Source organism: Microbulbifer agarilyticus S89 (assembly GCF_000220505.1).
In the GTDB taxonomy this organism is placed as follows: domain Bacteria; phylum Pseudomonadota; class Gammaproteobacteria; order Pseudomonadales; family Cellvibrionaceae; genus Microbulbifer; species Microbulbifer agarilyticus_B.
Map to the genome: position 1 here is coordinate 23,158 of NZ_AFPJ01000008.1, position 12,205 is coordinate 35,362.

The following is a 12,205-nucleotide window of genomic DNA, read 5'->3' on the forward strand; positions in this document are numbered from 1 at the left end:
CTCCGGCTCCCGCATCGCGAGGGCCGGAGAATATCGCCGCGGGTTTTCACCTGAGTTACCACATGATTTCTTTCCTTATTGGTTCACTTGTTACTGCAAGTGTGGGGCCGCTGGTGCCTGCTGCGGATCCCTTGCCCATTGGCGATGGGGCTGCGCCTTATGCCCTTGAGCATCCGGTCGAGTACCCAGGCGAGAATCTGTTCGAAGAGCTGGTCGAATACCTGGGCGCAAGCGGCGAATACCAGGAGGTTCACAGCTTGCTGGTGTTTCGCGGTGGCGAGGTGTTGGCCGAGCGCTACTTTGCGGGAAACGCGGATTACATCGATTTTCTCGGCGGTGTAAAGCGCGTAGCAGTCCCCAATCAAAAACAGTGGCGGGCGTCTGATCTGCACTACGTTGCTTCGGTCAATAAAAGTGTGACTGCACTGCTTACGGGAATATGGCTACACGAACAGGGCCGAACTGCCACACAGACCATGGCGCCGCTGTTGCCCCGCTACCGGTCGTATTTTTCAGATCCCGCAAAGGCCGCATTAACCGTGCACGATATCCTGTCGATGCAGTCGGGTTTTCGCTGGGACGAGTGGAATGACGATGATCTGGTGCGGCTGTGGCAAACCGATAACTTTGCGGACTTTCTACTGGCGAGGGCAAATCATGGCCCAGGGAAAAAGTGGCGTTACAACAGCGCGGCGCCAAATCTTCTGTATGAGGCCATTCAGGAAACGCTCTCGGTACCGCTCCAACTGTGGGCGGAGCAACGCCTCTATCGCCCGTTGGGGATAACAGAGTTTCATTGGGGGCGGCAGCCGAATGGTATCGCGGAAGCCTCGGCCCGGTTGTCGTTGTTGCCTCGGGATATGCTGAATCTTGGCGTGCTAATTTTGCAGCGTGGACGCTGGAAGGGACAGCAAGTCGTACCGCCTCGGTGGATTCAGCAGATGTGCTCGGTGCAGGCAGAAGGACCTTCCGGTGCCTATGGGTACGGCATTTGGCCGCGCAACTTTAATGGTCTTTCAGTGTGCACGGCGGAAGGGGATGGAGGGCAATACATCCATGTCATCGAAGAGAAAGAAATGGTTGTGGTAATGACCCAGGGCAATTACTTGCAGTGGCCGCTATATCGCAATCAGTCAGACGAGATCTTACAAAGACTATTGGAAGCGTTAGATTAGGGCTTAACTTATTTGAATCTGATCATAAGGTAAGTAAGGATCCTGAATTTGAGACAGATTCAGATCAATCTGATGATGCTTGGCAGCCGTTTAGAGTGATGAATTTAATGATTCGTTAATTAAGTAGTCTTAGCGATATTTACAATAATAATCTAACTTGGGTTGGTTTTATGAATATCTGCAACCTTTTCAAATATGTTTTTGTTCTTCTAATGCTTTTTCTAAGTGCCAAGGCTCTATCGGTTGGCACTTTTACCCAAATAGTATCACCTTCCAATGGCAGCAAGTTTGATGCCGGGTCTACGATCGAAGTGCTTGTCGAGGCTGAGGATCCAGATGGCATCGATGTTGCGCGATTATGGGTGGATGGCAATTATTATGACTTAGATGATCAGGCACCCTATAAATTTTATCTTTCGTCCCTTACAGAAGGGGAACACACTCTAATGGTGCGCGCGAAAGATGGAAAGGGCAATGCTATCGACAGCCAAACCATTACTGTTTCGATCGAAGCGCCCAAGCCATATGCCAGAATTATTTCACCGAAAGATGGCTCAGTGTTTTCAGCGGGCGATACATTGACAGTTGCCGTTGATGTCTTTGATCCAATTGATATTGAGGTTGCGCGCTTGTGGCTGAATGGCCAGTACTGGGATATCGATCAAAGTGCACCATTTGCATTCAATATTAGTGATCTATCATCAGGTACTTATTCCCTGGAGGTTCGCACCAAGAACCAACTAGGAGAGTTGCTTAACAGTGAAGTTGTATCAGTCGATATCGTAGATCCAGAGATTTCAGCCCCTCCAGAAGATGTAGCCATACCTATACCTGAGTCAATATCAATAGCGTGCGCAGAAGAAACATTATGCGCATGTCGGTTAGATGGCGGAGCGGTAAAGATTGTATTTGACCTTGGGGAAGCGAATGCATCACCAAAGTTTTTTGTTGGGCGAGGGGCTGCTCCCGATATTGGGCTCTTCAAAGCCAATCAAGATGCAACGGATTCTGAATCTGGTACTTACTGGTTTGAGGATTTGGAGAACGATTACTCGGGAGATAGCGTACATTTTAACGTTTTTTCGACATCATGGTTTCCTGGTGCGGGAGGCCTCGATTTTCTATATCTGGAGTATGATAGTTTAGCCGCGTGCAACTCAGGAAATGCACCTGCACCAGAATCAGAGCCAGAGTCAGACCCAGAACCAGAACCCATTGCATCCCCTGAGGATATCCCTTATGCAAAGGTTACATTTCCCCTCAATGGAGCCACCGTTAACCTAGGAGATCAGCTAATTGTGCGAGCGGATGCATTTGCCCAAGGTGGCATTAGCGTTGCTCGACTTTGGATTGATGATGTTTACCATAGTCTGGACAACACACAACCTTATGAGTTCGCCGTGGATGGGCTTGGTGCGGGTGTTCATTCACTGAGTATCAGGGCAAAAGACAACTCTGGAAATATACATGAGAGTGATGTCGTAACTATTACAGTGTCGCCAGACGAAATTTCAGAAGAAGCTATTCTGTTGCCAATTGAAGTCTTCGGCCCAGGCGGTACGACGAAGAGTGTCCGCTTCGACCTTGAGGATCCTTCAAGCATTACACATTTATATCTACGCTGTAACGCTTGTGGTTATCATGATATTCGGTTGGACAAAGAAAGTGATAAAGTTAAAGCCAGTGTCCGGCTAAATGGCGGAGCCGCAATCCCATTAAAACACTTTATCGAAAATGATCGGGTATATGGAAACCCCGATATTCGTATTATAGGTGGCGAAGCTGACTACGGCGGTATCGGTGGCGGGTTTCGTACAGTGAGAATGACTGTGCCAATTAGTGGCTTGGTTGCCGGTGAAAACATCCTCACGTTTGAGCATGAGAACGCCGAGGCCCCGAGTATCGGGTTCCGCATCATCGAGCTCAATTTGTTAGAAAATGGATCCTTGTCAAACATGATCTTGGATGCTTCGAACATTGCTTATGAAGATCCAGGCTCATGGGCCCCGCCTCGTGATACACCTCAAGAAATTGCTGAAGGTAAGGCGCTATGGGAAGCGCGCAACACTCTCTATGATCCATGGCTTGATAACATTGATGGACAAGGAAATGGTCGAGGTGAATTTGATGGGGCGATGCAAGCTTCCTGTGCAGATTGTCACGCTGCAGACGGGCGGGATTTGAAATACTTTAATTTTTCAAATTATTCGATTATTGAACGCTCCAAGTTCCATGGTTTGAGCCATGCAGATGGGGAGAAAATTGCGTCATACATTCGCAATCTGTATGTCCCCCTGGTAAGCCAGGCCAGGCCTTGGAACCCGACCTATCAGCCTGGGGCAGGCCTTGATTCCCGTCCTGTACACGAATGGGCGGCAGGTGCTGGTATCGATGCCATACTTGATCAAGACCAAGATCTTGCACCCTATCTTTTCCCAAATGGCACATCTCTGGATGCTGTACGTAAAGTAGTGGATCGATTTGGCAAGCTGAACTTAAGGGAATTACCCATCAACATTCCCATGCCGGAGTGGAACCAGTGGCTGCCAATTATCCATCCCGACGATGCTTTTGATACTTTGGATCCTGCGATAAATTCCGATGCAAGAGGGCGCTATGTGGCAATACCGTTTTACAAGCTGTTATATAACGATGCTTACACGAGCCCCAATCGCGAAACCTTGGGTTATGCCCGTGATATTAAAGACTGGTTACGGCAAGGTAATAGCTGTGGACAAGGGGAGCCAATGCGAGCCATCAATGGTGATATTGTTGAAGCAATCGCATTGCCCATGCCCACTGTGGACTGGAATAGTTGCGGCAACATTAGTGCTTCTCGCGAAGCGTTGGAGATGATCGAAATTGCCAAGCGCGGGTTGACGGCCTGGTCCTCGGTAAAAATGTGGGAAATTATTCACAGTAACAACTTAGAGCAAGAGTCCATGCAACAAGGCCGGAGCGTCTGCTCTGACGGGCGTTGCGTTGATGCCAGCGAGCCGCGAGGCTGGGTTGTAGATGGTCGCAACGTGTTTGACCGTCCGCCACACTTTACTGCTACTGGCGGCGTTCGGCAGTACTTCACGCAAAATCAAATGCTCGGTATCTTCGAGTCAAACGCTTGGTACCACTTGAATATGGTTCTTAATACTGGATACAGAGAAACCATGCCGTCCCATTTTGCTTATACATATAGCCATGTAGAGCTTCTGCAGCAGTTTTCAAAAATTGATCAAGGTTTCCGTTTTTGGGCGACGATGATCAAGCAGCGTCAACTGCAAACCAATGGCAAGTATGGTATTGAAGCGGGGTTGGATTTACGTACAGCACAGCCGTATATCTACTACGGTACTGCACGAGGTACCACGAAAACAGATACGCAATCAAGTATAGGGCAGCCATTGTGGGGCCGGTTGGCGCAAGCAATGGTTGAGGATTTTGTGGATGATGCAAACAATGCGACTGCGCAGGACTGGGCTAATGCGACGCAAAATAGAAAAGTACAAGATAGAAACAGTGCAAATTTTTCGCCGTGCAGCGAAAAATGTACATTTGATCTTGGTGAATATCAGGGAAGAAATACCTATCGAGTAATTCCCAAATTACGAGAGATTGGTGTCCAGGATTATGCTATTCAAGACTTAATTGATTGGGCGGAAAAAACATGGCCTCACGGCCCGTGGGATGATTTGCGATAGTTTCTGGTAGCGGGTTGATTAGTCTACTCAGAGGCCCCACAGACCCCTACTACCCCAATAATCGAAAGTAGCTTGATGGCATTGTGGCAGAAGGTGATCTGTGGGTGGTACAGCCGTGGGAATCATCGGTAGGTGGCGGGAACAATTCAACTCGCATACTCCGCCACGTTTTTCGCGTTTTTCTCGGCCGCTAAGCGTTGGCTGCTCCTCTTTTTATGCCGCCGGAAAGGGCATTTTTTCGAAATTCTGTCGGCGACATGCCAACCAGGCGGCTGAAAAAGCGATGGAAGGCTGACTTGCTGTTAAAGCCGGATTCAAGCAAAACATCGAGAACGGTCATTTCGGACTTGTCCGGATTGGAGAGCAGTGCCTTGGCGGTTTCCACTCGATAACTGTTTACATATTCGAAGAAATTGGTGCCGAAGTGCTTGTTGATTACCGCAGAAACTTCTTTTACAGGCAGATCTGCTCGTTCGGAAAACTGTTCCAGATTCAAGTTTTTTTTGAGGTAAAGCTTGTCGACTTCCATTGCGTTGCGCACTTTTTCGATATTCCATTCCGACGGTTCTCCATCTTCGGGGACGCTCTTGCGGATCTCTGTCTCTGGACTAGTTGCGAGCAATCTTTGTGCGTAGGTGAGGTTATACGCAAAAAACGCGTTGATCAGTACGAAGGAAAAGTAGTTGTCGATGATACCCATGTAATCTGCAACGTAGTCACTAGAGAACTTGGCCACAATGTGTACGGTAGCGGTCCAGGCCCAGGTAATGCATACGCCTAATACCGGCATCGTCAACCAGTTTAATTCCATCTCGGAATAGTCAGAGTACTCATCATTCAGCTCGTGGCGATATCGGCGAATCTGGTGGAGTGCTGCCGCCGCATATAGAAAGGGCATCACTGACACCAAATCCCAGACAAGTGTGACGGCCTTCGCAGGGAGTGTTTGCCCCGGGTCTGGGGTATAGCGTAGGTCGCTGCTAGAGATATCGAAAGCGGTAATCCACAAAATGGCAAACATCGCAGGGACAATGTGCAGTGCCATGCGGGGAGTGAAAGAGAAATCCCGTCGGGTAAGAGAGCAGACATAGAGGTAGATTGCAGGTCCCTTGAGTAACAATGCAGTCACCAGCAAAGCCGGCATCAAGTTTTGCTCTACCCAAGAGTTGAATGTTATTTGATCACTCCACAATGCGAGTGTACATGCGGACGCAAAGGCTATGATGATCAAAAAAGCAGCTAATAAATGGCCATCGTGGCGGGAGCGTGTTGGCAAAATAGATCGAAATACAGCCAGCAACAGACACTCGGCTGCTGTCATGATCAGAACCACATCGTGAATATTGAAAAGATAGTGTTTCATACGCGTACCGCCGGAGAGTTTATCGTTTTATAGGTTTCTCATTCGTCCCATTTCACACTGGCCTCGCCTGGGAAAGTGACGCGGCTCATTTTGTGCTCGGGGGTAAAAGTGGGACGAACCCCGATTGGGTATACCGTACAACAGAGACTGCTGAACTGTGGGGGCCAAGCAAAGTGGTTGCCCTAAAGATACGAAGTCTAACGAAAAAAGAACAGATGCGGGAGTTCTACGGTGATGAAGAAGCGAATTCTGCTGGGGGTCCTCTACGGAGCGATAGTTGGCATTGGACTTTCCGGTTGTGCTGAGCAGAAATTGGAGGGAGTAGTGGATGCTGAGGGTATTGATGCCGACAATGCAGCGGTCTACTGGCCGCAGTTGACCTCTCCCATCGCCAAGGACCCGGTGATCGAATCGCGGATTGATGCACTACTGGCAAGAATGACGGTCGAAGAAAAAGTCGGCCAGATGGTACAGGTGGAGATCCGCACCGCAACGCCCGAAGATGTGAAGCAGTACCACATCGGTGCCATCTTGAATGGTGGCGGTAGCTTCCCATATGACAACAAGCACGCTAGCGTGGACAGCTGGGTCGCGCTCGCCGATGAATACTATAAAGCCTCCGTCGACACGACTGACGGTGGAGTCGGAATCCCCATGATTTGGGGAACCGATGCGGTTCACGGTCACAACAATGTAATTGGTGCGACCCTATTCCCTCATAATATTGCCCTCGGTGCCACGCAGAACCCGGAATTGATGCGTCAGATTGGTGTTGCCACTGCTGCCGAAGTCCGCGCGACGGGCATCGATTGGATCTTTGCGCCCACACTCGCGGTCGTGCGTGACGACCGTTGGGGGCGCACCTACGAATCCTACGCCGAAAACCCGCAAGTTGTGCATAGCTACGCAGGTAAGCTGGTTGAGGGCCTGCAAGGCAGAGCCGACAGTGAAGAACGGCTGCAAGGTAAACACGTCATCGGCACGGCCAAGCACTGGCTGGCCGACGGCGGCACCGAGAACGGTATTGACCGCGGTGATGCGGTGATGAGTGAAGAGGAACTGGTCAATATTCACGCCCAGGGTTACTTCTCTGCAATCGAAGCCGGTGTCCAGTCGGTGATGGCATCGTTCAGCAGCTGGAACGGTGAGAAGATGCATGGTCATCAATATCTGATGACTGATGTACTGAAAGAGCGACTGGGTTTTGACGGTTTTGTAGTCGGCGACTGGGCAGGACACCAGTTTGTGAATGGCTGCAGCATTGACAGCTGCCCACAGGCGATCAACGCCGGTTTGGATATGTTTATGGCTCCGGACCCTAGCTGGAAATCACTCTTTGCAAATACCGTAGCCCAGGCAAAGAGCGGTGAGATTTCTTCCGAGCGACTCGACGATGCGGTGCGCCGCATTCTGCGAGTCAAAATGCGCTCCGGCCTGTTCGAAGCGGGTCTGCCCTCCGAGCGAGCCAATGCCGGTGATGAGTCCCTGATCGGTGCCGCGGCGCACCGCTCCATCGCTCGTCAGGCGGTGCGTGAATCCTTGGTGTTGTTGAAAAACAACGACAGCCTTTTACCACTGGCGCGTGATCAGCGCGTGCTGGTGGCCGGTGACGGCGCCGACAATATCGGCAAGCAGTCCGGTGGCTGGAGTATCACCTGGCAGGGAACCGGCAACCAGAATAGCGATTTCCCCGGTGCAACTTCCTTGTTTGGCGGCATCGCCGCAGTGGTTGAATCTGCGGGCGGTATCGCCGAACTTTCGGTAGATGGTAGCTTCGAGCAAAAGCCGGATGTGGCCATCGTGGTGTTTGGTGAAGATCCCTATGCGGAAATGCAGGGTGATATTTCTAACCTGGACTACAGCGGCGATAAAGATTTAGCGCTACTGCAACGTTTGAAGGAGCAGGGTATTCCGGTCGTTTCTCTGTTCATTACCGGCCGTCCTCTTTGGACCAACCCGGAAATTAATGCCTCCGATGCATTTGTGGTGATCTGGCAACCGGGTACTGAAGGTAGTGGTGTAGCGGACGTACTCTTCCGCAAGATTAGTGGCGAGGTAAACCACGATTTTACCGGCAAGTTGACTTTTTCCTGGCCTAATGATGCGCAGCCCACTCGACGCAATCCCGGTGAAAATGAATCGCTGGCGCAGTTTCACTACGGCTATGGTCTAGGTTATGAGGATCGGATACAGATCGCCGTACTGTCTGAGGAGAGTGGCCTAAAAATGGGCGATGGCAAGGGAGAGCTGGCGGTATTCGATGGCCGGGCTCTGGATCCGTGGCGCCTCCAGGTGACTGATGCTGGAAATAACCAGACCATAATTTCAAGTAGTGTCGCCAAGTTACACGGCATCAGTGTGCAGTCCGTCGATCGCAAGGTTCAGGAAGACAGTCGTCGCCTTCGCTGGACTGGCGAAGGCAGTGCGATGGCAGGCTTCTTCGCGAACAGCCGCACCGATCTTTCTGCGTATCTGGGCAACCACGGCGCACTGATTTTTGATGTAAAGGTCGACGGCGCACCTAGCGATCCCGTTAGTCTGGGAATGTACTGCGGTCAGGACTGCGGTGCCGAGAAGTCCATTACCGAAGTGCTGCAGAGTGCAGTTCCCGGCGAGTGGAAAACCGTCACCGTAGATCTGCAGTGTTTGGCTGCTGATGGTGCAAGAATGGATATGGTGCTGTCGCCCTTTTACATGCGTACAGAGGGAAAGTTGGACTTGACGATTCATGATGTGCGTGTCGCGTCTCAAGCAGAAGCAGAAATTCACTGCAGCTGAACGGCAACCCCGCCCCCCAGTGCGCATCCGTGCTGGGGATTGCCATGCCTCTGAAATTACACAGTAACTTCTAATTGAGAACATGGAAATTGTGCTCATTAGCCGTGCCACCAATGCCGCGACAAACGTGGGCGAAATAAAAGTCAGAGCCGACAAACGGCGTTTAGTAAGTGAGAGAATAAAAAATGAATACAACCATCAGCAGCAGTGGTAGGGCGATCGACGCAAGTGCAAGCGTTGCGTCAGGAGTCGGATCTCCTGAGAACCTCGTCGAAAATACTACTACCGAAACCAATCATGGGTTGATTATTGCAATCAGTGGTATTGCCACCATTGGCGGCTTCCTGTTCGGATTCGATAGTGGTGTGATCAATGGTACCGTGGAGGGCCTGCAGACCGCATTTAACTCTAATACTGCTGGTACCGGCTTTAACGTGGCTTCCATGTTGTTGGGTTGTGCCATTGGTGCATTCTTTGCTGGTACCCTGGCCGACCACTATGGCCGTAAGGCACTATTAGTCACCTCGGCTGTCATGTTTATTGTATCTGCCTGGGGTTCTGGCGCAGCAACGGGGTCACTGGAATTTGTTTTTTATCGCATTCTTGGCGGCCTTGCCGTCGGCGCTGCAAGTGTCATGACACCAGCATATATTAGTGAGGTGGCGCCCGCCGCTTACCGGGGGAGGCTAGCCACCGTCCAACAGGTCGCAATTATTTGCGGCCTTACGGCGGCCTTCCTAAGTAACTACGCCATTGCCAAGTTTGCGGGTGCCTCTACCACTGAGTTCTGGATGGGCTTCGAAGCCTGGCGCTGGATGTTTTGGATCGAGCTGGTTCCTGCGGCAATTTTTCTGGCGGGCCTTTACTTTATTCCCGAAAGTCCACGCTTTTTGGTCGCCCGTGGGTTTAGTGACAGGGCGCACTCGGTACTGACCCGTCTGTTCGGGGAGCGTGCAGCGACAGAAAAAACGCAGGATATTCGCGCATCTCTCGCCGATGATCATCGCCCCCGCCTCTCCGATCTGAAGGACACAAGCACCGGTAAACTGCGCAGAATCGTTTGGGTCGGTATCGGCCTGGCTGTTTTTCAACAGCTGGTGGGGATCAATGTCGTGTTCTATTATGGCGCGATATTGTGGCAATCAGTCGGGTTTACTGAGAGCGATGCGCTGCTTATTAATGTGGTTTCGGGTGCTGTGAGTATTGCCGCAGTGATTAGCGCTCTGATGTTGGTGGATAAGATTGGCCGCAAGCCTCTACTTTGGTTCGGGTCCGGCGGTATGGCGCTGACGCTGGCGATAATGGCCATTTCCTTTTCGCAAGCGACCCTTGATGCATCTGGCTCTCTGAGTCTTTCGGACTCTGTAGGTACTATCGCATTGATTGCCGCCAATGCCTATGTGGTTTTTTTCAATGCATCTTGGGGGCCGGTGATGTGGGTAATGCTAGGGGAGATGTTTCCGAATCAAATTCGTGGTTCCGGTCTAGCGGTATCCGGCCTTGCTCAGTGGCTTGCCAATTTCGGTATTACCCTTTCATTTCCGATACTCCTGGTCAGCATTCAGCTTTCCGGAAGTTACGGTATCTATGCGGTTTGCGCTTTATTTTCTTGCTTTTTTGTCAGCAAATATGTGCGCGAGACAAAGGGGCGTGAACTAGAACAAATGCAGGGCTGATTTTCTAGCGTCAGTTAACCCAGGCGCGCTTTCTCGTTTCCCGGAGGAATCCACCCTGACTGGTTCAGGGTGACCCCGGGCTTTTTTGTCTTTTCTGAGTGCTATCGTCACTTCACCGCATAAAATACCTATATTTCCAGTTTCCCGTCATGCGTCAATAGGCGCTGCTTCACTCATTGGCGTTTTGCACCCAACCGAAAGCAATGTGTCTCTCTGATTCATGAGAAGATCTGAGTCTAAAGGTGGTATTCTTGGTTGTTTTTCACCCGTAGAGTGCTTTCCGTATTGCCCTGCAAGACCACCCAATGTGGCGTAAGCCGCAGCACCACCTAGATTTCGATGATGTGCACGACCATGTTCACTGGGCTGAGCTCTTCTACGACTTGATACACGTTGTCGCTATTTTTCTGCTGGGAAACTATCTCACCCAACATCTGAATCTCGATGGGTTCTTGGTATTCTGTGGCGTGTTCATCGTGCTTTGGTATGCATGGGGTGAGCTCAGTATATTCAACTCGATCTATGTCAGTACCGACCTGTGGCATCGCATCATCATGTGCATCATGACGTGCACAGTGATGTTTATGGCGGCTGCAATACCCTCAATCGATGGGTGCGGGTGGGCTTATTTCGCCCTGGGGTTTGCCGTCAACAGGGCAATGCTTGCCTTACTCTATTTTAGGGCGCGGCGTAATACTGCTTCTGCGCAGTCGATGTGTAATGAGCAGATTAGAAACTTCTCGTTGTTCGCGATGGTATTTGCGGTCACAGCTTTTCTGCCAAGGCCCTATGCGTATTGGGTATTCGCCATCGCTATGGTCTCAACGCAAATTCTGTATATGGTTCCTCGGGTGTCGGTACTACGTTACAAGCGGTTTGCTCCAAGGCTTGGGCATATGGCGGAGCGATTTGGATTATTGACGCTGATTGTTTTGGGAGAAGGTTTTTTCAAGATGGTTGTTTCCCTGTCTCAGAAGGGTATAGACAAGGTTGCTCCGGATATTTTAGTGAATTTCGTCATTGGCGGAATCTCGATGTTCGTTATGTGTTGGGTTTACTTTGATTTTGTTGGAAATGGAAAAACCAGAGATACCAAGTTGGCTACGTTGGTGAAATGGTGGCTTTCGCATCTGGGGCTGATGATTTGCGGAGTGATGGTTGGTGTAGCGCTTGCCGCCGAAGTAAAAGTAGATTTTTGGGAGCCGTATCCGACCAAATACGCCGCGATAGGCTGCTTCGGTCTTGCCGGTTACATTGCCATGCTCTGGGCGTTGCAGCACATTATTGAGCATCGTGTGGCTACTGACTTTGGCCGGGCGGATGTACGTGTATTCGGTATCGTTGTGGCAATAGGTTGCTTTTTTGTGGTTCCGCATGTGCCGTCTATTGTAGGTAACCTTATTTGGGCTACTGCATTGTTGTCGCAGATCGTTATTCCATTGCTGCGCGGATGGAAGAAATTTCGCTATGAGTAATCCCCGATGCTCTTATACAGGGTTACCGATAAGTATGTGTTCA

At 50.6% G+C, this 12,205-nt stretch carries 6 protein-coding genes; 5 read left to right on the forward strand and 1 reads right to left on the reverse strand.

The genetic code is table 11. The features are described from left to right. Positions 1–62 precede the first annotated feature (62 nt). Complete coding sequence (locus tag AS89_RS0102165) at positions 63–1,175, forward strand: serine hydrolase domain-containing protein (RefSeq protein ID WP_010130641.1); 1,113 nt, start codon at positions 63–65, stop codon at positions 1,173–1,175. Between the two features lie 170 nt (positions 1,176–1,345). After that, positions 1,346–4,870 (forward strand): Ig-like domain-containing protein, encoded by a 3,525-nt coding sequence (locus tag AS89_RS0102170; protein WP_010130642.1) that lies wholly within the window; start codon positions 1,346–1,348, stop codon positions 4,868–4,870. Between the two features lie 190 nt (positions 4,871–5,060). Here AS89_RS0102170 and AS89_RS0102175 read toward each other — a convergent pair whose 3' ends face one another. Then, positions 5,061–6,233, reverse strand: coding sequence for a helix-turn-helix domain-containing protein (locus AS89_RS0102175; protein ID WP_029249718.1), 1,173 nt, complete (start codon positions 6,231–6,233; stop codon positions 5,061–5,063). Positions 6,234–6,467: 234 nt separating this feature from the next. Between AS89_RS0102175 and AS89_RS0102180 the strand changes: the two genes are divergently transcribed. From AS89_RS0102180 to AS89_RS0102190, 3 genes are all read left to right on the forward strand, one after another. Next, positions 6,468–9,011: a glycoside hydrolase family 3 protein gene (locus tag AS89_RS0102180; RefSeq protein ID WP_010130644.1), complete on the forward strand. Its 2,544-nt coding sequence runs from the start codon at positions 6,468–6,470 to the stop codon at positions 9,009–9,011. 185 nt (positions 9,012–9,196) lie between these two features. Then, complete coding sequence (locus AS89_RS0102185) at positions 9,197–10,687, forward strand: sugar porter family MFS transporter (RefSeq protein WP_010130645.1); 1,491 nt, start codon at positions 9,197–9,199, stop codon at positions 10,685–10,687. Positions 10,688–10,992: 305 nt separating this feature from the next. Beyond that, positions 10,993–12,162 carry a low temperature requirement protein A gene (locus AS89_RS0102190; RefSeq protein WP_010130647.1) on the forward strand — a complete coding sequence of 390 codons (1,170 nt, stop codon included), beginning with the start codon at positions 10,993–10,995 and terminating at the stop codon, positions 12,160–12,162. The last annotated feature ends 43 nt before the right edge of the window (positions 12,163–12,205 follow it).

Bases quoted from the DNA above. Each gene is read 5' to 3' on its own strand.
- AS89_RS0102165 (WP_010130641.1), top strand. From the start codon at position 63: ATGATTTCTTTCCTTATTGGTTCACTTGTTACTGCAAGTGTGGGGCCG.
- AS89_RS0102170 (WP_010130642.1), top strand. From the start codon at position 1,346: ATGAATATCTGCAACCTTTTCAAATATGTTTTTGTTCTTCTAATGCTT.
- AS89_RS0102175 (WP_029249718.1), bottom strand. From the start codon at position 6,233: ATGAAACACTATCTTTTCAATATTCACGATGTGGTTCTGATCATGACA.
- AS89_RS0102180 (WP_010130644.1), top strand. From the start codon at position 6,468: ATGAAGAAGCGAATTCTGCTGGGGGTCCTCTACGGAGCGATAGTTGGC.
- AS89_RS0102185 (WP_010130645.1), top strand. From the start codon at position 9,197: ATGAATACAACCATCAGCAGCAGTGGTAGGGCGATCGACGCAAGTGCA.
- AS89_RS0102190 (WP_010130647.1), top strand. From the start codon at position 10,993: ATGTGGCGTAAGCCGCAGCACCACCTAGATTTCGATGATGTGCACGAC.